Annotated in this window: 25 protein-coding genes; 7 read left to right on the top strand and 18 right to left on the bottom strand. The window is 70.9% G+C overall.

What is annotated here, in order from left to right; genetic code table 11:
- Window positions 1-3 precede the first annotated feature (3 nt).
- From P0L94_17675 to P0L94_17650, 6 genes are all read right to left on the bottom strand, one after another.
- Complete coding sequence (locus tag P0L94_17675) at window positions 4-180, bottom strand: hypothetical protein (GenBank protein ID WES64282.1); 177 nt, start codon at window positions 178-180, stop codon at window positions 4-6.
- Window positions 181-337: 157 nt separating this feature from the next.
- On the bottom strand, window positions 338-1,219 hold the full coding sequence (locus tag P0L94_17670; GenBank protein WES64281.1) for a hypothetical protein: 882 nt from the start codon (window positions 1,217-1,219) through the stop codon (window positions 338-340).
- Complete coding sequence (locus P0L94_17665) at window positions 1,219-1,635, bottom strand: hypothetical protein (GenBank protein WES64280.1); 417 nt, start codon at window positions 1,633-1,635, stop codon at window positions 1,219-1,221. Before P0L94_17665 ends, P0L94_17670 begins: the two co-directional genes overlap by 1 nt.
- A 143-nt stretch (window positions 1,636-1,778) precedes the next feature.
- The gene (locus tag P0L94_17660; protein WES64279.1) at window positions 1,779-2,579 is read right to left on the bottom strand and encodes an LLM class F420-dependent oxidoreductase; all 801 of its coding nucleotides are present in this window, start codon (window positions 2,577-2,579) and stop codon (window positions 1,779-1,781) included.
- Window positions 2,580-2,619: 40 nt separating this feature from the next.
- The gene (locus tag P0L94_17655) at window positions 2,620-3,564 is read right to left on the bottom strand and encodes a permease prefix domain 1-containing protein (protein WES64278.1); all 945 of its coding nucleotides are present in this window, start codon (window positions 3,562-3,564) and stop codon (window positions 2,620-2,622) included.
- A gap of 1 nt (window position 3,565) precedes the next feature.
- Complete coding sequence (locus P0L94_17650) at window positions 3,566-3,901, bottom strand: helix-turn-helix transcriptional regulator (protein ID WES64277.1); 336 nt, start codon at window positions 3,899-3,901, stop codon at window positions 3,566-3,568.
- 78 nt (window positions 3,902-3,979) lie between these two features.
- On the opposite strand from P0L94_17650, the gene P0L94_17645 reads away from it, so the two are divergent.
- Complete coding sequence (locus P0L94_17645; protein ID WES64276.1) at window positions 3,980-4,984, top strand: o-succinylbenzoate synthase; 1,005 nt, start codon at window positions 3,980-3,982, stop codon at window positions 4,982-4,984.
- Window positions 4,985-4,988: 4 nt separating this feature from the next.
- Here the strand turns inward: P0L94_17645 and P0L94_17640 are convergent, their stop codons facing one another.
- Entirely contained in the window at window positions 4,989-5,885 is an 897-nt protein-coding gene (locus P0L94_17640) for an oxygenase MpaB family protein (protein WES64275.1), read from the bottom strand.
- Window positions 5,886-5,952: 67 nt separating this feature from the next.
- Window positions 5,953-6,594 carry a helix-turn-helix domain containing protein gene (locus tag P0L94_17635; GenBank protein WES64274.1) on the bottom strand — a complete coding sequence of 214 codons (642 nt, stop codon included), beginning with the start codon at window positions 6,592-6,594 and terminating at the stop codon, window positions 5,953-5,955.
- Window positions 6,595-6,723: 129 nt separating this feature from the next.
- On the opposite strand from P0L94_17635, the gene P0L94_17630 reads away from it, so the two are divergent.
- The gene (locus P0L94_17630; protein WES64273.1) at window positions 6,724-9,570 is read left to right on the top strand and encodes an MMPL family transporter; all 2,847 of its coding nucleotides are present in this window, start codon (window positions 6,724-6,726) and stop codon (window positions 9,568-9,570) included.
- Entirely contained in the window at window positions 9,567-11,750 is a 2,184-nt protein-coding gene (locus tag P0L94_17625; protein WES64272.1) for a YhgE/Pip domain-containing protein, read from the top strand. Before P0L94_17630 ends, P0L94_17625 begins: the two co-directional genes overlap by 4 nt.
- A 74-nt stretch (window positions 11,751-11,824) precedes the next feature.
- Here the strand turns inward: P0L94_17625 and ccsB are convergent, their stop codons facing one another.
- From ccsB to P0L94_17595, 6 genes are read right to left on the bottom strand one after another with little or no spacing between them, the layout of a single operon-like run.
- The gene (gene ccsB / locus P0L94_17620) at window positions 11,825-12,865 is read right to left on the bottom strand and encodes a c-type cytochrome biogenesis protein CcsB (GenBank protein ID WES64271.1); all 1,041 of its coding nucleotides are present in this window, start codon (window positions 12,863-12,865) and stop codon (window positions 11,825-11,827) included.
- 5 nt (window positions 12,866-12,870) lie between these two features.
- A complete protein-coding gene (locus P0L94_17615) occupies window positions 12,871-14,646 on the bottom strand; it encodes a cytochrome c biogenesis protein ResB (GenBank protein ID WES64270.1) in 1,776 nt (591 codons plus the stop codon).
- Entirely contained in the window at window positions 14,627-15,541 is a 915-nt protein-coding gene (locus tag P0L94_17610) for a cytochrome c biogenesis CcdA family protein (GenBank protein WES64269.1), read from the bottom strand. Before P0L94_17610 ends, P0L94_17615 begins: the two co-directional genes overlap by 20 nt.
- Complete coding sequence (locus P0L94_17605; protein ID WES64268.1) at window positions 15,538-16,155, bottom strand: TlpA disulfide reductase family protein; 618 nt, start codon at window positions 16,153-16,155, stop codon at window positions 15,538-15,540. The genes P0L94_17610 and P0L94_17605 overlap by 4 nt, the downstream gene beginning before the upstream one ends.
- Window positions 16,152-16,781, bottom strand: coding sequence for a histidine phosphatase family protein (locus P0L94_17600; GenBank protein ID WES64267.1), 630 nt, complete (start codon window positions 16,779-16,781; stop codon window positions 16,152-16,154). Before P0L94_17600 ends, P0L94_17605 begins: the two co-directional genes overlap by 4 nt.
- Window positions 16,782-16,790: 9 nt before the next feature.
- Entirely contained in the window at window positions 16,791-18,131 is a 1,341-nt protein-coding gene (locus tag P0L94_17595; protein WES64266.1) for a DUF368 domain-containing protein, read from the bottom strand.
- Between the two features lie 239 nt (window positions 18,132-18,370).
- On the opposite strand from P0L94_17595, the gene aspS reads away from it, so the two are divergent.
- On the top strand, window positions 18,371-19,714 hold the full coding sequence (gene aspS, locus P0L94_17590) for an aspartate--tRNA(Asn) ligase (protein WES64265.1): 1,344 nt from the start codon (window positions 18,371-18,373) through the stop codon (window positions 19,712-19,714).
- Window positions 19,715-19,747: 33 nt separating this feature from the next.
- A complete protein-coding gene (locus P0L94_17585) occupies window positions 19,748-20,254 on the top strand; it encodes a GNAT family N-acetyltransferase (GenBank protein ID WES64264.1) in 507 nt (168 codons plus the stop codon).
- Window positions 20,255-20,276: 22 nt separating this feature from the next.
- Here P0L94_17585 and P0L94_17580 read toward each other — a convergent pair whose 3' ends face one another.
- On the bottom strand, window positions 20,277-20,528 hold the full coding sequence (locus tag P0L94_17580) for a glutaredoxin family protein (protein ID WES64263.1): 252 nt from the start codon (window positions 20,526-20,528) through the stop codon (window positions 20,277-20,279).
- 92 nt (window positions 20,529-20,620) lie between these two features.
- On the opposite strand from P0L94_17580, the gene P0L94_17575 reads away from it, so the two are divergent.
- A complete protein-coding gene (locus tag P0L94_17575; protein WES64262.1) occupies window positions 20,621-21,814 on the top strand; it encodes a mechanosensitive ion channel in 1,194 nt (397 codons plus the stop codon).
- Between the two features lie 70 nt (window positions 21,815-21,884).
- Here the strand turns inward: P0L94_17575 and P0L94_17570 are convergent, their stop codons facing one another.
- Together P0L94_17570 and P0L94_17565 are read right to left on the bottom strand one after the other, a co-directional pair.
- Window positions 21,885-21,983 (bottom strand): AURKAIP1/COX24 domain-containing protein, encoded by a 99-nt coding sequence (locus P0L94_17570; GenBank protein WES64261.1) that lies wholly within the window; start codon window positions 21,981-21,983, stop codon window positions 21,885-21,887.
- Between the two features lie 82 nt (window positions 21,984-22,065).
- Window positions 22,066-22,257 carry a helix-turn-helix domain-containing protein gene (locus tag P0L94_17565; protein ID WES64260.1) on the bottom strand — a complete coding sequence of 64 codons (192 nt, stop codon included), beginning with the start codon at window positions 22,255-22,257 and terminating at the stop codon, window positions 22,066-22,068.
- A gap of 163 nt (window positions 22,258-22,420) precedes the next feature.
- On the opposite strand from P0L94_17565, the gene P0L94_17560 reads away from it, so the two are divergent.
- Window positions 22,421-22,933, top strand: coding sequence for a hypothetical protein (locus P0L94_17560; GenBank protein WES64259.1), 513 nt, complete (start codon window positions 22,421-22,423; stop codon window positions 22,931-22,933).
- A 19-nt stretch (window positions 22,934-22,952) separates the two neighbouring features.
- Here P0L94_17560 and P0L94_17555 read toward each other — a convergent pair whose 3' ends face one another.
- Window positions 22,953-23,360 (bottom strand): metalloregulator ArsR/SmtB family transcription factor, encoded by a 408-nt coding sequence (locus P0L94_17555; GenBank protein WES64258.1) that lies wholly within the window; start codon window positions 23,358-23,360, stop codon window positions 22,953-22,955.
- Window positions 23,361-23,391 lie beyond the last annotated feature (31 nt).

Raw genomic sequence — 23,391 nt, 5'->3', positions numbered from 1 at the left:
GTCTCAGCGGGCGGCGAGGGCGTCCCGCAGCGGACCGTCGACCCACCGCTCGACCTGCGCCGGAGTCCGCAGGCGCACCACGACGAGGTCGGGATGACGCGCCTCGAGCGGCGGCACCTCGTCCCGGTCCTGGTGGCGCTTGCGGAAAGCCCAGCGCACGATGTGGTCGCGGTCGGGCATCCTCCGATGCCAGATGCCGCGCGAGTCCCGTCCGGTGCATATGCAGTGACCGAGCGCATACGCTCCGCTCGTGAAGCTCGTCTCGTGTCGGCGGTTGCATACGCAAGCCACGCGAGACGAGCCGAACGGGATGCCGGAGTGCGGCGACGGCCCGCGGTCAGGGCAGATCGGGCTCGACGATCGGGTCGGGCTGATCCAGGCCCGCGTAGGGCTCGAGCAGAGCGGCGTACTCCTCGGTCGAGACCGTCGAGAACGGGCCCCCTGTGTACCAGAACGACGCCTCCGAGCCGTCGTACGCGAGGGTCAGGATGCCGCCCCGACCATCTGACCACGTGGCTTCGCCTCCCGACTCCGCGTCGATCGCGTCGCCGACGGTCGTCAGGCCCAGCTCGCCCGCCGCGGTCTGCATCGCGGTCAGCAGCGCGTCCGCCTGTTCCTGCGACCCGTCGAAGTCGGCCGTCGTCCAGCGCGCGGAGTCGACCCGCACGAACACCGATTGCCCGCCGAAGCCGTTCGCGATGGATCGCGTGCCGCCCACCGAGTCGCCGATCGACCACGACCAGCCGTACGCGCTCGAGAGCTCGTCGACGACGCCGCGCGTGACGTCCTGGGTCTGCCGGGCGAGCGCGCCCGGGTCGACCACGGTCAGTTCGTCGGGGGCATCCCACCCGGCGATGCCGGGGTAGGCGCCCCACAGCACGATTCCGCGCTGCAGGGTCACGACGCCGATCAGATTCGTCACGTGCGCCGACACAGCGCCGAGGATCACGGGGTTCAGCAGCGAGACGAGCGCGATGGCGAGCGGTGCCACGACGAGAGAGCGGCGCCGCATCGCGATGAACGGGCCGACGACGATCACGGCGAGAGCGGCGAGGGTCAGGATGACCCCCACGACCCAGCCGGCATCGAGGGCCAGGGCGACGACCGACAGTGCACCGATCACGATCGCGGCCGACAGCAGCGTGCGCGCGCGCATCGGGGCAGGAGCCGCGGAATGCTCGTCGTGGGTCTGCGGCGGCGTCTGCGTCATGGTGCTCATCAGCGCCCGCCGAGGAACACGAGCGGCAGGAGCGCCATCGTCCACGAATTGAAGATGGCCGCCAGAACCAGGGTCGCGATGCCGGTGACCCGGGTACGGGGGCCCAGGAGGGCGAGGAACGCCACGACCGCGAGGAGGATCTGGAGGAACCCGAGCACGCTTCCGATCTGACTCCACAGCGGGTCGCCGCCCGCGAAGTACACGTCGTACGCGCTCATGGAGCCGACCCCGACCAGGAGGGTCACCACGGGCAGCCCGCCGAGCAGGATCGCCGTCACCATCCAGCGCCGGTGGTCGGGCGTTCCGCGGCGCGGGCGAACCGCGAAGTCGTCGCTCGCGCTGCCGTGGTTCTTCGGATGCGCCGTGGCCCCGGGGCCCGTCGGACCGCCGTGGCTCAGGACGGGGTCCATGCTCATGACGACATGATAGGCGCACCCATCGCCCGCATGCCGGTCGACGGGGAACTGTGGATAACGTCGTCGCCCCCGCGAACCGGGGTCGTCCATCCGTCGGGGAGGCCGGGATCGACGATCGGCTCGGGCAGGTCGAGAACGGAACGTCAGCCGGCGTTCTTGGCGTCGCGCCAGTCCAGCCAGCCCTGCACGACGTCGAAGTCGAAGTCGGGTCCGGGGAAGCCGAGCGTGAACAGGCGCGTGCCGCCGTCGAAGAGCGCTTCTGCGGCATCCACGCCGCGCCTCTGCAGCTCGTTGGAGACGATGAGGTCCGACGTGTCGCGCCCCTCCTTCTCGGCCCACCGCTCGATGACGTCGAGCTTGTGCGCAAGCCCCTCGGGCCTCACGAAGCTGTGCCAGATGTCGGCGTGGCGCGCGACGAGGCGCAAGGTCTTCTGCTCGCCGGCGCCGCCGATCAGGATCGGGATGTCGCGCGTGGGAGCGGGATTGAGCACGTCCCATCGCTTCTCGATGCGCTGAAGGCCCTCGGCCAGATCGTCGAGCCGCGATCCCGCGGTGCCGAACTCGTACCCGTACTCGTCGTAGTCGCGCTCGAACCAGCCCGAGCCGGTGCCGAAGATGAAGCGCCCGGTGCCGCCGTCCTTCGCCGAGATGTGGTCGATCGTGCGGGCCATGTCGGCCTGCAGATCGGGGTTGCGGTAGCTGTTGCAGTTGACGAGCGCGCCGAACTCGACCCGCTCGGTCAGCTCGGCCCACGCGGCGAGCATCGTCCAGCCCTCGAAGTGCAGCCCGTCGGGGTCGCCCGAGAGCGGATAGAAGTGGTCCCAGTTGAACAGGATGTCCACGCCCATGTCCTCGAGGCGGAGGACGGCGTCGCGGATCTGCGGGTAGGTGACGTGCTGGGGCGGCAGCTGCACGCCGAGGCGCACGGGGGTGTCCAGAAGCATGCGATCCAGCCTAGGGACGCCCCCGACGTGCGCGGGCCGTTCAGATCGGGCGGGCGAAGGCCTTGCGGAACGTGTCGATGATCCCCCAGATCGCGCTGCCGGCGATGGCGAAGCCGATGATGACGGTCATGATGCCCTGCACGTCGTCGCCGCCGGAGGGCAGGATCGTCGGGAAGAACTCGGGGTTGAGCAGCTGCCCGTTCGCGAGCAGCCAGATCGCGGGCCCCGCCAGGGCGACCGTCAGCAGCGCGCTGACGATGGCGAGCGCGGGTGTCCAGCGGCGCGCGGCGTGGACGACGATCAGCAGGATGGCGTCGGCGGCGAGGATGAGCAGCGCGTACGTCACACCGACCGGCCACAGGCTCTCGGAGAAGAACGAGACGTCCATGCCCGGAACGAACCCGATGAAGTGGTCCCACATCAGTGCCGCGGCGGCGGCGAGCAGCCCGATGAACGCGCCGACGACGTCGCCGACGCCCGCTCCGCGCTGACGCGGCTCGGGAAGGTCGTCGGGCGTCCAGCGATCGGACAGCGTCTTGGCCCCATTACGCTCCATGATCGCGAACACGAGCGTGACCCAGAACAGCACGTTGACCGCGACGCTGATCGCCGCGCCGATGGCCGACCCGACGATCTCGCCGAGGCTCGCTCCGCCGATGGCCTGCGCCAGCGCGAGAGCGAAGGCGACCGCGGGAACGGCGATCCACAGCAGCAGCTTGACCAGCCGCAGCCAGTCGAGGAAGTACTTCGGGCCGATCAGGTGAAGCGCTCGCCCGGTGTACCCGGCCGCCAGCTTGTCGGGATCGCCGAGTTCGGTCAGGACGGCGCGCTCGGCATCCGCCCGCTCCTCGCCGGCTTCGACGCGGGCATCGATCTGGTCGTCGATCGAGCCGCGCAGCTCGGTCGCGAGGTCGCGGCGCTGCGCCTCGGGAACGGTGCGCATCGCGGCGGCGATGTATCGCTCGGTCAGGGTGGTCTCGGTCATCTCAGCTCCCGTGGGGAAGGGTGTCGATCGCGGTGGCGATGCGTTGGAAGTCTTGGGTGAGGGCCTCCGCCAGCCGGATGCCGGCGGGGCTGGTGCGGTAGAACTTGCGGGGCCGGGCCTCGCCGGTGTTCCACTCGCTCGTGAGATGGCCCTGCTTCTCGAGACGGCGCAGCAGGGGGTACAGCGTGTTGGCGTCGGTGTCGAACCCCCGCGCCTGCAGGTCCTCGAGCAGTCCGTAGCCGTAGCCGGGCGTCTCGAGCAGCCGCAGGCAGGCGAGCACGACCGTGCCGCGCCGCAGTTCCTGCAGGTGCGTCTCGAGGGCCTCGGTCTCACTCATAACTCACACTGTACTGTGTGACACACAGTATTGGCAAGGGCACCACCACGTACGACCAGCACACGACATGATGGAGACGTGAGCCCCGACCCCGCACCGCCGCTTCCCCCTCTCGACGAGCTGCTGTCGTCGACGAGGATCGTCGCCCTGCCGCTCGCCGTCCGCTTCCGCGGCGTCGAGGTGCGCGAGGCCGCCCTCCTCGAGGGGCCCGAGGGGTGGACCGAGTTCTCACCCTTCCTCGAGTACGACGACACCGAAGCGTCGACCTGGCTCGCGGCCGCGATCGACTTCGGCTGGACCACGCAGCCCGCTGCGATCCGCGACCGGATCCCCGTCAACGCGACCGTGCCGGCCGTGGCCGCCACGGCGGTGCCGGACGTCCTCGCACGCTTCGACGGATGCCGCACGGCCAAGGTCAAGGTCGCCGAGCGGGGGCAGACGCTCGCCGACGATGTCGCGCGCGTTCGGGCCGTGCGCGAGGCCATGGGACCCGAGGGCCGCGTGCGCATCGACGCGAACGGGGCCTGGAACATCGACGAGGCCGAGCACGCGGTGCACGCGCTGGCCGAGTTCGACCTCGAGTACGTCGAGCAGCCGTGCGGGAGCGTCGACGAGCTCGTCGAGCTGCGCCGTCGCGTGAAGTACATGGGGATCCCGATCGCCGCTGACGAGAGCGTGCGCAAGGCATCCGACCCCCTCGCGGTCGCACGCGCGGGCGCCGCCGACCTGATCGTGATCAAGGCGCAGCCGCTCGGCGGCGCACGGCGCGCGCTCGACATCGTGGCCGAGGCCGGGCTGCCGGCCGTCGTCTCCAGCGCGCTCGACACGTCGGTCGGGCTGTCGATGGGCGCGATGCTCGCCGCATCCCTCCCCGACCTTCCCTACGACTGCGGGCTCGGCACCGGATCGCTGCTGAGCGGCGACGTCGCCGCGGACCCGCTCGTTCCCGTCGACGGCGCCGTGCCGGCTCGGCGGGTGGCCGCGGACGCCGCCCTGCTTGACGAGTTCGCGGCGACCCCGGAGCGCACCCGATGGTGGCGAGAGCGCATCGCGCGCTGCCACGCGCTGCTCGCCGCCGGGTGACGGCTCAGAACAGCGGAACGCCCTTCGCGAGCCGGCGCTGGACGTCACGCAGGTTCCGGCGAATCGGCAGCTCGCGCAGGTAGCGCGGCGTGATTCTCTGGACGGCGGCCACGCGCCGGTTCGACTTCTCGAGCGCCCGCTGGTCCTCGTCGGTCCAGGTCATGCCCATCATGTCGCGGAACAACGGCGGCAGATGCCCGGCGACCGTGCGGCGCCGGATGCGCAGCAGCCACGCCGGGATGTCGCGGCCGAGGTACTCGAGGCGGATGATGCGCATCAGGTACTCGCGCACGGCGTCGTCGATGACGAGCTCGTCGAGGGTCTTGTCCCAGTACTCGCCGAACGCTTCGCGCGACTCCGGCCACGCGTCGGCGGGCATCTGCAGCGTCGTGCCGAAAACCATCCCCTGACGGTAGAACTCCTCGGCGAACGCGCCCTCGAGCGGCCCGTTCTGCAGCGTGTACGCCGACTCGGCACCCATGTACAGGCACGCCGCGACCCACTTCTGCAGCGCCGGGTCGAAGGCCTTGTACGGCACCTTGTCGCCGGGTTCGGACTTCACGCGCGCATGCGAGCGATTCGTCGCCGCACGGTACGCCGCCCGCTCCTCGGCACCGCCGAGCATGGCGATCGCGATGTAGCCCATCGTCGTGCGCGCACGCCGCTTCGGGTTGCCGAACAGGCTCCCCTCGGTGACCTTGCTCTCCATGACGCCGTACCCGACGGGCTGCATCGCCAGCTGCATGATGACGTTGGACGTGCCGCCCAGCAGCACGAACCAGTTGACGGCCGCGCGCAGCGCGCTCGTGTCCATCGCATCGAGTTCCCGCCGCGCACGCGCCTTCGCCGTGTCCGCGCCGGGCGCGGACTCTTCCAGGACATCTCCATCGATTCCGCTCATGCCCGGCATCCTAGCCGAAATACAGAATCGGGATTAACTTAATGGAAAGATCCGCTGCGGCGGCCCCTCACGCTTCGATGAGCAGCTGCGCCGCCGAGGCCAGCTCGTGGTTCGTGCGGCGGCGGACCTCCGCCTGATCCACGCCCGCCATGACAGCCCGGACGGCGGCGCGCTCCCAGACCGTGAGCATGAGAGAGGCGGCCTCGGCGACCGGGAGCCGGAAGGTGAGCCCGCGCGCGTCGGCGATCTCGGCCATGATCTGCGCGACGCTGTCGCTCAGCTCGTCCTCCTGCGCCAGATACGCCTGCGCGAGGTCGGGACTGCGAAGGGCGTGATTGCGGATCTCGCTCATGAGAAGCACGCCGACGCGGTCGTCGAACGAGACGTCGAGGATGCGCTGGAGGATGTCGAGGGCGTTCGCGGGCACCGAGGCGAAGTCCGCTTCGCCCTCGAGGTCGCCGATGCGCTCTCGGACGGCGGCGACGCGGGCACGGGCGACCCGGCCGGCCAGCTCGAGGAACAGCTCCTCCTTCGTCTCGAAATTCGAGTAGAAGGCGCCGCGGGTGAAGCCTGCACGCTCGCACACCGCCTCGACCGAGGCGGCGTCCAGCCCGACTTCGGCGAAGACCTGCGCGGCCGCGTCGAGGAGCTTGCGGCGGGTCGCCTCTCGCCGAGGCGTCGGCGTCGGCGTCGCGACGGTGCCGGTCATGAGATCTCCCCTCTCCGCCATCCTCACACGCACTACTCAGTTTCGGTCGGCAGATACGCCATACGATACACACACGTATCCGATACAGCGCTGTATCGAAATCCTGATCCAGAGAGCCCGGAGGCGCTGTTGTCCACCCTGCTGTACTCCCTTGGACGCTGGACGTATCACCGCCCCTGGCGGGTGCTGATCAGCTGGCTCCTGCTGCTGATGCTCGCCGGCGGCGGCGCGCTGCTGTTCATGAAGGGCACCGACAACGCCTTCTCGATCCCCGGCACCGAGGCGCAGGAGGGCATCCAGATGCTCGAGCGCACGTTCCCGCAGGCCAGCGGCACGAGCGCCCAGATGGTCGTGGTCGCCGCAGAAGGCGACGTCATCATCGACGAGCCGTACGCCTCCGCCATCGGCGACACGGTCGCGACTCTCGAGGACCTCGACGGCGTCATCGCCGTCACCGACCCGTTCGGCGACCTCGTCTCGGGTCTCGTCGCCGACGACGAGTCCGCCGCGATCGTCCAGCTGCAGTTCGAGGGACAGGCCACCGAGGTCTCGGACGAGACGAAGGAGATGCTGCAGGGCGTCTCGGCGGAGCTGCTCGCCGAGCTGCCCGACGGTGCGCAGGCCGCCATGGGGGGCGACCTGTTCTCGACGGACGTCCCCGCGCTGTCGCTCATCGAGGCCGTCGGCGTCCTCATCGCGCTGTTCGTGCTGATCGTGACGTTCCGCTCACTCGTGGTGGCTTGGTTCCCGCTGGTCAGCGCGATCATCGGCGTGGGCCTCGCGATCGCCCTCATCTTCGTGGCGACCGCGTTCGCGTCGGTGTCGTCGACGACCCCGATGCTCGCGATCATGCTGGGGCTCGCCGTCGGCATCGACTACGCCCTCTTCATCGTCGCGCGGCATCAGGACCAGGTGCGTCACGGCGTCGAACCCGCCGAGTCCGCAGCGCGGGCGACGGGCACCGCCGGGTCGGCCGTGGTGTTCGCCGGCGTCACCGTGCTGATCGCGCTGGTCGGCCTGGGCTTCGCCGGCATCCCGTTCCTGACGACGATGGGCATCGCCGCGGCCGTCGCGGTCGCGATCGCCGTCCTCGTCGCCGTGACCCTGACGCCCGCGCTCCTCGGGTTCGCCAAGGGCCGCGTCGCCGGCTGGAAGCCCGCCCGCGGCATCCGCATCGGACGCCGGAGGAAGGCGGATGCCGCCCCCGCCGATCAGGCCGCCGGCGCGACGCCGGCCCTCCGCCCCAACCGCTGGGTCATGCTCGTGACGCGGCATCCGCTCATCACGACGATCGCGGTGGTCGTCGGGCTCGGCGTCGCCGCCATCCCGGCCGCCAGCCTCACACTCGCCCTGCCGAACGCGGGCGTTCAGCCCGAGACGAGCCAGGCGCGTCAGGCCTACGACCTCACCGCCGAGCACTTCGGACCGGGATCAAACGGCCCGCTGATCATGACCGGCACGATCGTGACGTCGACCGACCCCCTCGGACTCATGAACGACCTCGCCGAGGAGATCGAGAAGGTGCCCGGGGTCAAGGAGGTCGCCCTCTCGACCCCCAACGAGACCGCAGACACCGGGCTCATCCAGATCGTCCCCGAGACCGCGCCGGACGACCCGGCCACCGCCGACCTCGTGCGGGCCCTCCGCGCCGAGCACGACAGGCTGCTGGACGAATACGGCGTCGATCTGAAGGTCACCGGCTTCACGGCCGTCGGCATCGACATCTCCGACCGGCTGGGAGCCGCGCTGATCCCCTTCGGCCTGTTCGTCGTCGGCCTGTCGCTCGTCCTGCTGATGATGGTGTTCCGTTCGGTGTGGGTGCCCCTGAAGGCGGCTGCCGGCTATCTGCTGTCGGTGCTCGCATCGTTCGGCGTCGTGGCGGCCGTGTTCGAGTGGGGCTGGTTCGCCGACGCCCTGCACGTGGCCCGCACCGGACCCGTCATCAGCTTCATGCCGATCATCCTCATGGGCGTGCTGTTCGGCCTGGCGATGGACTACGAGGTGTTCCTGGTCTCGCGCATGCGCGAGGACTTCGTCCACGCCGACCGCGCACGCGGCGGCCGTCACGTCCGCGACACCGCGATCGGCGCCATCCGCTCGGGCTTCACCGCGTCGGCGCGCGTGGTCACCGCCGCCGCCGTCATCATGTTCGCCGTGTTCGCGGCCTTCGTGCCCGAAGGCGATTCGTCGATCAAGCCCATCGCGCTCGGCCTGGCGGTCGGCATCGCGGTGGACGCGTTCATCGTCCGCATGACGCTCGTGCCCGCCGTCATGGCCCTGCTCGGCGAGAAGGCGTGGTGGATGCCGCGCTGGCTGGACCGCATGCTCCCCCACTTCGACATCGAGGGCGAGGCTGTCGAGCGCGAGCGCGCGCTCGCCGACTGGCCCGAGCCCGACACCCGAGCCGTCATCGCCGCCGAAGAGCTGGCGGTGCGCGCGGATGCCGGCCGCAGCGCCGGCGAGGTGACCCTGTTCGACGGCGTCGCAGCGCGCGTCGAGGAGGGCGGCACGCTGCTGGTCACCGGCGAGGCGCGCGCCACCCGGGCGTTCGCCCTCACGGTCGGCGGACGATTGGCGCCCACCGAGGGCCGGCTGCGCGTCGCGGGTCATCTGCTTCCCGGACGCGGCGCCTGGGTGCGCGCCCATGTCGGCATCGCGATGCTGGCGGATGCCGACGACCCCGTGCGCGAGGTGCGCGCCGCGCTGGCCGGACGCACCCGCACCGTCGTGATCGACGGCATCGACACGCTCGACGCCCACGAGCGCGACCAGGCGGCGGCGCTCGTGCGCGACGCCGCCCGCACGCTGCGCTCCCGGCGCACCGGCGAAGCGCTCGCGCTGACCGTCGTGGCGACGAGCCGCGCTGACGGGCCCGCCCTGGCGTTCCTCGCCGACGCCCACCGACCCGACGTGCAGTCGCTCGAATTGCACGCCCGCTCCGCTTCCGTCTCCCCCGCCACCGAGGTGACCGCATGACCCTCCCCATCGAACGCGCGCGCACGCGCAAGCCCATCACGTGGCTGACGATCATCGGCGTGGTGCTGCTGCCCGTCATCATCGGCGGACTGCTCATCGCCGCGCTGTACAACCCCACCGAGCGTCTCGAAAGCATCAACGCCGCGATCGTGAACGACGACGACCCGGTCACGATCGACGGTCAGATGGTGCCCCTCGGCCGGCAGCTCACGGCCGGTCTCGTCGGCGGCTCCGACGAGGTCGACTCCAACCTGACGTGGACCATCACCAACGCCGAGGACGCCTCGGAGGGTCTCGCGGACGGCGACTACGCCGCCGTCGTGACGATCCCGTCGAACTTCTCGGCGGCCGCGACGTCGACGATGCCGGGCGAGACTCCCGAGCAGGCGATCATCGAGGTCACGACGCCGCCGGACAGCCTCATCGTCGACGACGCCATCACGGCGCAGATCGCGCAGACGGCGGCATCCGTCCTCGGCGAGCAGCTCTCGCAGGCGTACCTCGAGAACGTCCTGCTCGGCTTCACCACGCTCGGTGACGAGCTCGGCACCGCCGCCGACGGAGCCAGCGAGCTCGCCGACGGAACGCGCGGGGCGGCAGACGGGACGGTGTCCCTCGCCGACGGCGTCGCGCAGCTGTCGACCGGCGCGAACGGGCTCGCCGGCGGCGCGGGTGACATCTCATCCGGCGTCGGGCAGCTCGCCGGCGGCGCGCGCGAACTCGCCGACGGCGCCGACGGCATCGCCTCGGGCGCCGACGGCATCGCCTCGGGCGCCGCACAGCTCTCGTCGGGCACTGCGGCGTCGGCGGCCGGCCTGCAGGAGTGGGCCGCGGGCGCACGCGACCTCGCCGACGGCACACAGCAGCTCAGCGACGGGATCACGTCGATGATCCCCGAGATCCCCGCGGACGCCCTCGACCGGCTCGACCAGATCGCCGAGAACAGCGACGCGATCTCGGCGAACGTCTCCGCGGCGGCCGAACAGCTCGCCCAGCTGTCGGCTGACTGCCTCGCCGAGGGCGGTACGCAGGAGCTCTGCGATGCGGTCGCGCAGGTCTCGGCGCAGGTCGACGGCGCGCTGCCGGCGGTGACCGGAGTGCTCGAGAACGCCGACACGATCGCCGAGGCCGCCCACGGGATCGCCGACGGCACCGGCCCCCTCATCGGCGGGCTGAACAGCATCGCCGGCGGCATGAGCGATCTCGCCGACGGCGCGGACGACGCCGCCGCAGGCGTCGGCCAGCTGGCCGTCGGCATGTCGTCGCTGTCGGACGGCGCGGCGGACCTCGGCTCGGGCACCGCGACGTGGGCCGCAGGCGCCCGCTCGTGGGCGGACGGCGCCGATCAGACGGCCGCCGGCGTCTCGACGTGGTCCTCGGGAGCCTCGTCGTGGTCGGCGGGCGCATCGGATGCGGCCGCGGGCGCGGGCGACCTCGCCGACGGCATGGTCCTGCTCGCCGATGGCACCGGCGAGCTGGCCGACGGACTGCACACGGCCGTCGACGAGATCCCGACCTACACCGACGAGGAGGCGGCCGACACCGCCACCGTCGTGTCGAACCCGGTCGCCGCCGACGGCGTCGGCTCGAGCCTGTTCGGCATGTCGGCGATCCCGCTGCTGGCGATGCTCGCCCTGTGGTTCGGGGGCCTCGCGAGCTTCGTCGCCCTGCAGGCCGTCTCCGGGCGCACCCTCGCCTCGCGGATGTCGTCGCCGACGCTCGCCCTCCGCGCCCTCGCGCCCGCCGTGGCGCTCGGCGCCATCCAGGGCGTGCTCGTGGCGGGCGTCGTGCAGCTGGCCGCCCAGTACGACTGGGGCGACTGGTGGGTGTTCGCGCTGGTGTGCGTCGTCGCCGGCGTCGCGTTCGCGGCCGTGAACCAGGCGCTCGTGGCGGTGTTCGGCGCTGCGGGGCACGGTGTCTCCGCGCTCGTCGGCGTGCTGGCGGTGGCCACCGGCATCGTCTCGACCGTGCCGGGGGTGCTCACCTCGATCGCGTCGCTCATGCCGACCGCTCCGGCGTACAACGCCATGATCGGCGCGCTCACCGCGGCGGGCGGCGTCACGGCGGGGATCGTCGGGCTGGTGGTGTGGGCGCTGCTCGCCCTCGCGGTCACGATCGTCGCGGTCACACGCCGACGCACCGTGTCGGCCCGCAGGCTCCTGGCGTCCGCCCCCGCCTGACCGATGCCGTGGTCCGGGTGCCCGGGGCGCCCGGACCGCGGCCCGGGCCGAACTGCGTTCCCGGGAGCGATGGGTCAGCTCAGGCCCGAGTAGGCGTGGAGCCCCTTGAAGAACATGTTCACGATCGTGAAGTTGAAGATCACGGCGCCGAAGCCGATGATCGACAGCCACGCCGAGCGGGCACCGCGCCAGCCGCGCGTCGCGCGCGCGTGGATGTAGCCGGCGTAGAGGACCCAGATGACGAAGGTCCACACTTCCTTCGTGTCGAAGCCCCAGTACCGTCCCCACGCGTCGTTGGCCCAGATCGAGCCGGCGATGAGCGTGAAGGTCCAGAAGATGAATCCGATGATCGCGAAGCGGTACGCGAGCGACTCCAGCGCATCGGCGCTGGGAAGCGTGCGCAGGAAGCGAGGGCCGGTCTTGGCGGGGGCGTCGGAGACAGCCGCGGCGGCGGCGATGACACGGCGCTCACGGCGGCTCTGCATCAGCTGCAGCACCGACAGGCCGAAGGCCAGGGCGAACAGCGCGGTCGCCAGCGACGCGACGAACACGTGGATGACGAGCCAGACGCTCTTGAGCGGGTCGGCCAGCGGCACGACCTCGACGTAGAAGGCCAGCGTCGCGCCGCCGAGGAGCAGCACGGTGAGCCCGGTGATGAACGAGCCCAGGAACCGCAGGTCGTAGCGGATCAGCACCGCGAGGTACACCGCCACGATCAGCATGGTCCCCGTGAGCGAGAACTCGTACATGTTCGACCACGGCACGCGTCCGCCCGCGATGCCGCGCGTGACGTCACCGGCGACGTGGAAGAGGAAGGCGAGCGTGGTCAGCGACGTGCCGATCCGCGCCCACACGAACCGCGGACGGGCGGACGGCCTCGCCTCGACCGCTTCGCCGGCGGCACGCTCCTCGGCCCGCATCCGCTCGATGTGCCCGACGCCGCCCGCTGCGACGAGTTCGCGCTCGCGGACCTTCGCGTCCTTGCGGTCGACGGCGGTCGCCCCGCGGCTGGCGAGGTCGACGGCGTAGGCGACGAACGCGAGGGCGTAGATCCCGATCGCGGTCCAGACCAGCAGCACCGAGACAGAGTCGATCGTCAGAGCGGATTCCGGCATGCGTGTCAGTCTACTTTCGCGTCCATCGGGTCGGGGGTGCGGGATGCCGCCGCGGCGTCGCCGGCGGTCCGGGTCGCTTCGGCGTGCACGCGGGCGAACTGGTCGACCGCGTCGTCGAGTGCGGGGTCCTCGCCGCGCGCGAGCCCGGCGTACTCCACGCGCAGCGTGCTGCCGGTGACGGCGGCCTTCACCCACATGCGACGGCGGGGGACGAACAGGGCCGTCACGAGACCGGCGAGCGCGATGATCGCGAACACCAGCACCCACGCGGCCGCGGCGTCCCGGTGGATGGACAGCGACACGTACCGCTTCACGGACTCCTCGTAGCCGGTGGCCCCGGCCGGGGAGTCGTCCTCGAAGGTCACGGTGCCGTAGCCGCCGGGCAGGTCCGCGGTCTCGCCGGGCGCGAGCTGGATCGACTCGACACCGGTGTCGCCGCCGGTGAGGCGCTCCATCTCGCTGGTGTCGAGCGCGTAGACCGAACGCGGGATGCCCTCGTTGATGCCCAGGTCGCCCGAGAAGACGTTCAGCGACAGCACCGGCAGGATCAGATCGGGATAGCCCGACGTGAACGCGCCGGACTGCAGCGGCACCTGCGTCGGGTAGAAGAAGCCCACGAGGCCCAGCTGCTCGCTCAGGCCGTCGGGGATCTTGATGACGCCGAGCGAGGTCATGTTCGAGTCCTGCGGAAGGAACGGCACCGCCTCGGAGTACACGACGTCCCCGTCGGGGTCGCGGACCGTCACCGTCGGGGCGTACCCGTTGCCCATGAGGTACACGCGGTCGCCGAGCATGTCGAGCGGGTGGTTGACGCGCACCTCGCCCGTCTGCGGCTCCTCGCCGGGGACCTGCGTCGTCAGGTGCGCGACGAAGTCGCCGGCCTGGCCGGCGCCCACTTCGCCCGCCGGCTGGTACGTCAGCGTGAACTCGTCGAGTGTCAGCGAGTACGGCGCCAGCTGCTCCTCGTCGACGAAGCGCCCCGGGTTGAACGAGGTGTAGTCCAGCAGCGAGTTGACGAACGTGCGGCCCTCGATGATGACCGTCTGGCCGGTGTAGGTGAGGCCGCCGCCGATGCCGACCGAGATCAGCACGCCGATCAGGGCGGTGTGGAAGACGAGGTTGCCGGTCTCGCGCGCATACCCGCGCTCGGCCGAGACCGAGAAGGCGCCGCGGCCGTCGTAGCGCTCGACGCGGTAGCCGGATGAGCGCAGCTGCCTCTGGGCCCGGTCGACCGCCTCGCCCGCGGCGGCGGCCGCCTCGGCGTCGTCCGCGAACTCGTGCTCGACCGAGCGATAGGCGTCCAGGCGCGCCAGGCGCGCGGGCGTCCGCGGCGGACGTGAGCGCAGCGCCTTGAGGTGGTGCTGCGTGCGGGGGATGACGCACCCGATGAGCGAGATGAACAGCAGGATGTAGATCGCCGAGAACCACACCGACGTGTAGACGTCGAACAGCTGGAGACCGTCCAGGATCGGCGCGAGGTCGGGGTTGTCGGCGTAGTACTGGGTGACGCCGTTGGGGTCGGCGCTGCGCTGCGGCACGAGTGAACCCGGGATCGCCGCGATCGCGAGCAGCAGCAGCAGGACGAGCGCCGTGCGCATCGACGTGAGCTGACGCCAGCCCCATCGGCCCCAGCCGGCGATTCCGAGCGAGGGCTGGGCGATGTCGGACGACGGCGCGGGAGCGGCATCCGTCCCCTCGGCGTGGTCGCGCGGGCGCAGCGGCAGCGACTCCGTGCCGTCGTCCTGGGCGGTCTCGGTCTCGTCAGAGCGGGAGCGGGACACTGGCGAACACCCCCTGCAGCTGCGACATGATCGCCGTCCACACGCCCGTGACCATCAGCACGCCGAGCGCGATCAGCAGGGCGCCGCCGATGAGGTTGACCAGGCGGATGTGGCGGCGCAGGAACCCGACCGAGCGGGTCGCCCAGCCGAAGCCGAGCGTGATGAGGATGAACGGGATGCCGAGGCCGAGCGAGTACGCCAGGCCCAGCAGGGCGCCGCGGCCGGCCGAGGCCTGGTCGAAGGACATCCCGAGGATGACGGCCAGGGTCGGTCCGATGCACGGCGTCCAGCCGATGCCGAGCGCGACGCCCAGCAGCGGCGCGCCGATCAGCCCGGCGCGCTGGCGCACCTGCGGGCGCACGGTGCGCTGCGCGACGCCGAAGACCCCGATGAACACCAGGCCGAGGGCGATGATGACGACACCGAGCACGCGCGTGATCGGGTCGGCGTACTGCAGCAGGAACCGGCCCAGGGTGCCCCCGAGCATCGCGACCGCCATGAAGACCGCCGTGAAGCCCGCGATGAACAGCACCACGCCCAGCAGCAGCCGGCCGCGCGTGGGAGCCGGGGCCTCCGCCCGGGCGAGCGTCGCGTCCCCGTGCTCCCGCGGTCCGGGATTCGGAGGATCAGCGCCGTCCCGGATGCCGTCGGCCGCCGCATCCGGACTCTGGGGGTTCGTCCGACTCTCGGACTGCGAGGTGCGCGCGCTCGTCCGAATCGCGGATACCGCGCCCGCCGGCACCGGCCGCGGGGCGACCGCTCCCCCGATGAAGCCGAGATAGCCCGGGACGAGGGGCAGCACGCACGGCGACAGGAACGAGATGAGCCCGGCGAGGATCGCGATGGGGATCGCGATCAGCAGGGATCCGCCCGCGACGGCGTCGACCGGGTTCACGACTCGTCCAGCAGATCGTCCACGACGGTCGTGAGGATCGAGTACGACTCGCCGGTCACGGCACCGATGAAGCGCGCCGCGACCCGGCCCTCGGCGTCGAGCACGACCGTGGTCGGCACGGCGTTCAGCGGCGTGACGTCGGCGAAGGCGAGCTTGATCGAGCCGTCCTCGGTCGCCAGCGCGCTGGGGTACTCGATGCCGTAGGTCTCGGCGAACGCGAGCGAGGCGTCGGCGCCGTCGTAGATGTTCACGCCGAGGAAGGACACCTGCTCGTCGGCGAACTCCGCGGCGGCGGCGGCGAGCTCGGGCGCCTCGACGCGGCACGGCGCGCACGCGGCGTACCAGAAGTTCACCACCACGACGTCGCCGGCGTACTCGTCGCTCGACACGGCGTCGCCGGTGTCGAGGACTCCGCTGAACTCGACCGGCTCGCCGCGCTCATCCTCCGGGACCTCGACCACGCGGAAGCCGTCGGCGGCGATGAAGCCCTTGTTGTCACCGGCGCGGTACTGCTCGGCGAGCGGGTCGGCCGAGCAGCCGGCGATGACCGCGGTGAGGGTCAGAGCGGCGAGAGCGGATGCGGCGGCGCGGCCGCGGCGGGCGAGGAACGTCATACTGCTCCGACATCGATGGAGCCGGTCGTCGTGGCCGGCTCGGCGTAACCGTATTCGCGCCACCCGCCGTCGACCCGCTCGAAGCTGGTCACGCTCGACAGCGCACAGCGGCGGTGGCGGGGATCGTGCTTGCCGGGCAGACCCGCCACCGCGAGATGGGTAATCCAGATCGGCAGCTGGTGCGACACGATGACGACGTCACCCGAGGGCACGGAGTCCCACGCTTCGGACATCGCGGCGTCCATGCGCGCGATCACCGCGGCGTACGGCTCGCCCCAGCTGGGCCGCGAGGGGCGGCGCAGGTGCCGCCAGTTCCACGGGTTCATGAGCGCGCGCTTCATGCGGCGCCCCTCGAAGACGTTGGTGGGCTCGATGACGCGCTCGTCGATGCGGGGCTCGAGGCCGAACAGTTCGGTGAAGGGCTCGGCCGACTCCTGCGTCCGCTGCAGGGGCGAGCACACGAGGGCACTCACCGGGCGCTCGAGCGACTGGACGTAGTCGGCGGCCTGGCGCGCCATGCGGCGGCCGTCCTCGCTCAGCCGGTAGCCGGGGAGGCGTCCGTACAGCACGCGCTCGGGGTTGTGCACCTCGCCGTGGCGAACGAGATGAAGGCGATCGGCGGGCACCCGAACAGTCTACGTGCGCGGGTTCTGTGCTCGGGCTGAGCGTCGCAGCTCGGCCCGCGTGGTCGGTTTCGCCGGGTCGGCGGGCTGCTCGGGTTCGCGAGCCGCCGGAGGGGCGGGGGCGTCTGCGGCCTCCGCCGGAAAGGCAGGGGCGTCCGCGCGAGGGGCAGGGGCGTCTGCGGCCTCCGCCGGAGGGGCAGGGGCGTCCGCGGCCTCCGCCCGAGGGGCAGGGGCGTCCGCGACCTCCGCCAGAGGGGCAGGGGCGTCCGCGGCCTCCGCCGGAAGGGCGGAGGCGCCCGCGGCCTCCGCCAGAGGGGCAGGGGCTGCCGGCTGCGCATCCTCGCCGAACGGCGCGGGGTCCTCGGCGATCACGTGGATGGGAGCGCCCTGGCGCTGCAGTCGCCGCTCGACGGCGACGAGCCCGACGACGAGCGCCGCGCCGACGACGGCCATGACGACGGGCCCGGAGATCGGGTCGTACGGTGCGGTGAGCGTGCCCACGCCGTGATCCTCTCCGGCCGGCAGCGTCTGCCACGGCCACAGGGCGCGCAGCGATCCGAGCATCAGACCCGCCATCGCGATCAGCGTGAGCCGGCGGTGGTGGTCGAGCATCCACTTCATGACCCGGACGATCGTGACCAGGCCCACGAGGGCTCCAGCCGCGAAGACCCCCAGGTAGGCGAGATCCCGTTCGTCGACGGCGATGAGGGTCGGCGAGTACAGGCCGATCGCCAGCAGGAAGAACGAGCCCGAGACACCCGGCAGCACGAGCGCGCACACCGCGACCATCGCCGCGAAGAACACGACCCACAGCGGCGGCTCCACCTCGATCGCACCCGCGGCGAACTCCACCGAGAAGAATGCGGCGACGGCGGCGATCACGAACACGACGGCGCCGCCCACGCGCGCGCCCACACTGCGGCGGGCCCGCGGGATGAGCTGCAGCGGGACCATGATGCTCGCCGCGACCAGACCGAAGAACAGTCCGCGCGCCATCTCGGCGTTGTCGGAGACCAGCGACTCGATCATGCCCGCGAGGGTGAGGACCATCGCCCCCATGCCGACGATCACCGGGACGATCAGCATCCACTCGACGCGGCGGATCTCCTCGCCGAAGCCGGCCCGGCGATCGGGGCCGAAAAGCAGCCGCTTGAACGCCGACACGACCGCCGACGCCGAGTCGATGAGCCGCTCGTAGACGCCCGTGATCAGCGCGATCGTGCCGCCGGAGATGCCCGGCAGCAGCTCGGCCATGCCGATCAGCGCGCCGCGGAGAGCGTTGAGCAGGAACGTCGGAATCGCGCGCAGCAGGGTGGCGGACGTGCGAGGCGGCGTCGTGGCGGGCGTCGTCATGACTCCGAGGGTACGCGGTGGAGGCTGTGCGGCCGGTGCGGCGCCCCTGCGCCGGGACGGCCGCGGCCCCGTGCACAGAACTCCACGGATCCCCCGCCGAGCCGTCGCCTCAGCGCCCGCAGCGCCGCGCACAGGCTCGGATCCGTGGAGTTCTGCACACCGGCGTTTCTGCCTGCGGCCGATGCCGGGGAGCCTCGGCGTGCCGGAAGGCGTTTGCGGGCCACGTAGACTAGTCCCCCGTGAGTGAACGCGTCCTCGTCAACCAGCTGCAGGGTCTCGCCGACGGTCCGGTCTCCGTCTCCGGATGGGTCGAGACGGTCCGCGATCAGAAGAAGGTGCAGTTCGTCATCCTGCGGGACGAGACCGGCGCCGTCCAGCTGGTCAACCCCGCGACCCGCGAGGTCGGCGACGACGCCACCGACGAGCAGCGCGCGGCCCTGGCGCTCACCGAGACCATCTCGGCGATGACGCACGGCACATTCCTGACCGTGCACGGTGCGCTCAAGCACGACGAGCGCGTCAAGCTCGGCGGGGTCGAGATCAAGATCGGGTCGCTCGACGTCGCCGCCGAGGCGCTCCCCGAGACGCCCATCGCGGCCGACAGCCACATGGACAAGCGCATGGACTGGCGCTTCCTGGACCTGCGCCAGCGCCGCAACAACCTGATCTTCCGCGTGCAGACGACGCTCGAGCACGCGATGCGCACCTACTGGGTCGAGCGCGACTACATCGAGATCCACACGCCCAAGCTCATGTCGAGCCCGTCGGAGTCGCGTGCCGAACTGTTCCAGCTCGAGTACTTCGGCGACCAGACGGCCTACCTGGCGCAGAGTCCGCAGCACTTCAAGCAGATGGCCCAGGCCGCCGGCTTCGGCAAGGTGTTCGAGATCGCCGACGCCTTCCGCGCTGACCCGTCGTTCACGAGCCGTCACGCGACGGAGTTCACCTCGATCGACGCCGAGATCAGCTGGATCGACTCGCACGAGGATGTCGCGGCCATGCAGGAGGAGCTCCTGGCCACGGCCGTCGCCGCCGTCAAGGAGAAGCACGGCGACGAGATCGAAGAGCTGTTCGGGCTCACCGTCGAGGTGCCCGCCCTGCCGTTCCCGCGCATCCCGCTGGCCGAGGCCCACGAGATCGTCGAGGCGCGCGGCTACAAGATCCCCCGCACGGACGGCGACCTCGACCCCGAGGGCGAGCGCCAGATCTGCGCGCACGTCAAGGAGACCTACGGGCACGACTTCGTGTTCATCACGGACTACCACCCCGAGATCCGGCCGTTCTATCACATGCGCAACGCCGAGACCGGGATGACCAAGAGCTACGACCTGCTCTACCGCGGCACCGAGATCACCACCGGCGCGCAGCGCGAGCACCGCATCGAGGTGCTCGAGGCGCAGGCGAAGGAGAAGGGCCTCGAGCTCGAGGGGCTCGAGCACTACCTCGACTTCTTCCGCTTCGGCGTCGCGCCGCACGGCGGCTTCGGCATGGGCCTCGCGCGCCTGCTGATGCTTCTGCTGGGCGAGTCGTCGATCCGCGAGGTCACGTACCTGTTCCGGGGACCCACTCGCCTCGCGCCCTGACCGGTCGCTAGGGTGTCGGCGGAGGAGGACACCATGACCGCCGCCGACCTGGACTTCCGACCCGCCGAACCCGCGGAAGCCGATGCGCTCTGGGCGCTCACGCTCAGATCCCTCGGCCATTGGGGCCATCCCGAGAACCACCCGGACCTCATCGCCCGGATGACCGCCGAGGACGCGATCACGGCCGCCTACATCCGGGACAACGACACGTGGGTCCTCGCGTCGGGCGACGGCACGCCCGTCGGCTACTACGGTCTGAAGCCGATCGAGGACGGCATGGACCTGACCTACATGTTCCTCGAGCCCGAGGCGATCGGCGGCGGGCTCGGACGACGCATGTGGGATCACGCGGTCGCCCGTGCGCGCACGAGCGGTCGGGACCGGATGCGGATCGTGTCGGATCCGATGTCGATCGGCTTCTACGCCACGATGGGCGCCGAGCTCGAGCGCACGGTCGCCCTCGCGCCCGACTTCGAGCTGGGCGTCATGTGGCTTCCGCTCATCGACGGCGGCGAGCCGGCGGGACGCACCGGACGCTGAGCGATCGCAGCGGGTCGGCGAGCTATTCCGCGGCCTCCAGTGCCGCACGCAGCCTCTCGGGCGACACGCGCCAGTGCGCGTGGAGCTCGCCGTCGACGAGCACGACCGGGATCTTCTCCCACCACTGCTCGTAGAGGGCCGGATCCTCGAGGATCGACAGCTCCTCGATCTCGACGGCGTCCTCGGGCAGATCCATCACGACGGTCTCGATGACCTCGCGCGCCACGTCGCACAGGTGGCAGCCGTCCTTGCCGATCAAGGTGAGAGTCGTCACAGAGTCATCCTAGGCATTTGCATCCACTCCCCCGCCTCGACCAGGCTTGGGCGTCCAATGCCTCTGAGCCGCAGAGACCGAGAGGGGACACCGTGTGGGATGACTGGCTGAGTTTCATCATCGTCTCGGCGATCAGCCTGGGCGTCGCCCTGGCCGTGATGATCGTCATCACGTACGTCATCCGCTTCTTCGCGCGGAAGTACGGCTGGCCGGACGAGCTCGCGCGGCGCGCGCGGCGGCCGTTCCGCTGGTTCGTGCTCATGATCGGGGTCTGGGTCGCCGTGGCGATCGCCTACCCCGAGGAGGACTGGGGCCGCCCGTTCGTCACCCACATGCTCGCGATCCTCGCGATGGCCGTGCTCGCGTGGCTGCTGATCGCGCTGGTGATGTTCGGCACCGACCTGATGCTGCAGCGGTTCCGCGTCGACGTCGAGGACAACAGCTCCGCGCGCAAGATCCACACCCAGGTGATGATCCTGCGGCGCCTCGCGATCGCGCTCATCATCATCATCGTCGTCGCGTCCGCACTGCTGAGCTTCCCGGCCGTACAGACGATCGGCGCTTCCCTGCTGGCGTCCGCCGGGATCGCATCGATCGTCGCGGGCCTGGCCGCCCAGTCGACACTGTCGAACATGTTCGCCGGCGTGCAGCTGGTCTTCAGCGACGCCCTGCGCGTCGACGACGTCGTGGTGGTCGAGGGCGAGTGGGGTCGCGTCGGCGAGATCACCCTCAGCTACGTCGTCGTCGACATCTGGGATCAGCGCAAGCTCGTGCTCCCCTGCACCTACTTCACGACGAAACCGTTCCAGAACTGGACGCGCAACGGCGCCGAGGTGCTGGGCACGGTCGAACTCGACGTCGACTGGCGCGTGCCCATCGGGCGCATCCGAGAGCGGCTGGCGAAGATCCTCAGCGAGACAGAGCTGTGGGACGGTCGCACGCAGGTGGTGCAGGCGACGGATGCCACCGGTGGACTCGTCCAGGTGCGCATCCTCATCAGCGCCCCCGACTCGGGGAAGCTGTGGGATCTGCGCTGCATCGTGCGCGAGGAGCTGATCGAGTTCGTGCAGTCCGAGGCACCCTACGCGCTGCCGGTGCAGCGCGTGATGATGGACTCCGCCGACGAGAACAGGCGTCCGCGCGAGGCCGCGCCGCACGAGGGCATGTTCAGCGGCTCGGCCGAGGCCGAGGAACGGCACCGTCAGTTCACGCAGGCCCACAACGTCGTCGAGGTCTCCGGCAACCTCGGCGAGGGCAGCGGCGACGGGGGCGACGGCGACGGCTGACGAGCGGACACCGTCCCGCGAACACGAAGCGCCCGTCCGAAATGGACAGGCGCTTGGTGTCTGGTGCCGCTTACTTCTTGTTGCGGCGCTGGTGGCGAGTCTTGCGAAGCAGCTTGCGGTGCTTCTTCTTCGCCATGCGCTTGCGGCGCTTCTTGATGACAGAACCCACGGAAAACCTCGCTAAGTCAGGGGTCTGGACGGTGTGTTACGCGTCCGGGAACGGGCAGTTGCGAAAAATGCCTCGGACCAGTCTAGCCGACATCCGCAATAGGCCTGCGCAGAGCCTCGGTGACGGCCGATTCGGGCACGCGGTAGCTGCGTCCGAATCGCACCGCCGGCAGCTCGCCGGAATGCACGAGACGGTAGACCGTCATCTTCGACACGCGCATGAGTTCCGCGACCTCGGCCACGGTCAGGAAGCGAACATCGGGCAGCTCGGCCATCGTCATCCCCTTCCCGAATTGTGCTGTCCCACACTCTAGGCCGCTCAGGCGACGCATGTAAACCCGTGTGGCTCATGTGAACGGTGGGAAATCGAGCGGATCTCCCAGCCGACTCATCACCGCGACACACGAGCGGGAAAGCTCCGCGGAGGATCCTGACTGCATGACCGACTCAGACAAGGACGCCCGCGACGCTGCGGAGACGCCGTACACACCCGAGCCCTATGTCCCCTCCGACGCCTCGGCGCCCGCCGCGGACGCCGACGCGGCAGCCGCGCCCGCTCCGGGGTCCGAGGACGTCGCCGAGACGCGACCCCTCGACGACGCGCACGCGGCGAGCGCCGTTCCACCGGCATCCGGCACCGCGACCGCCCCGCGACCGCGCAGGCGGGGCTGGGTCATCGGCGGGATCGCCGCCGGCGGGATCGTCGCCCTCGGCCTCGCCTTCGGCGGCGGTGTCGCGGTCGGCCTCGGCGTGGGCGACGGACACGACGGCTATCAGGTCGTCGGCGAGCGCGGACCGGGCGGACCCGGCTTCGGCACCGACGGCGATCGCCCTGCACCCGGAGGCGGCCAGTTCGGCGATCAGGACGGCGACCGCCAGGGTCCGGGGCACGACGACGGCGACGACGACGGAAGCGAGGAGTCGACACCCGAATCCACGCCGGACGCCTGATCTCTCCGGTGGGCTGCGATCAGCGGCCGGGCAGCTTCTTCAGCGCGTTCCCCAGGGCGTACCTGGTGGATGCCGCCGCCCGGCCGACCGCGTCGGCGGCGCGCACCGCCGAGCCCGGCAGCGCCGGCGCGGTGCTCTCGGCCTCCTGCGGGGCGGCGTCGAGGAACGGCACCAGCCAGTCGTCGACCGTGTCCAGCGGAGCGGCGTCGAGACTGTAGTAGCGGTGCTGGCCCTCCTCGCGCACCGTCACCAGGTGCGCCTCGCGCAGCACCTTCAGATGCTTCGAGACCGTGGGCTGGCTCGTGCCGAGTTCCTGCACGATATGCGAGACGCTCGTACCACCATCCCCGGCGGAGGCGCGATCGAGGAGCAGTCGAAGAATGTCGCGGCGCGTGCCGTCCGCGATCACGTCGAAGATGTCCGCCATAGGCTCAGAGTAGTCGGGCGCTCGCCGGAGT

The sequence above is a fragment of the Microbacter sp. GSS18 genome, assembly GCA_029319145.1.
GTDB lineage: Bacteria > Actinomycetota > Actinomycetes > Actinomycetales > Microbacteriaceae > Microbacterium.
This window is presented reverse-complemented; position numbering and strand designations above follow the sequence as displayed.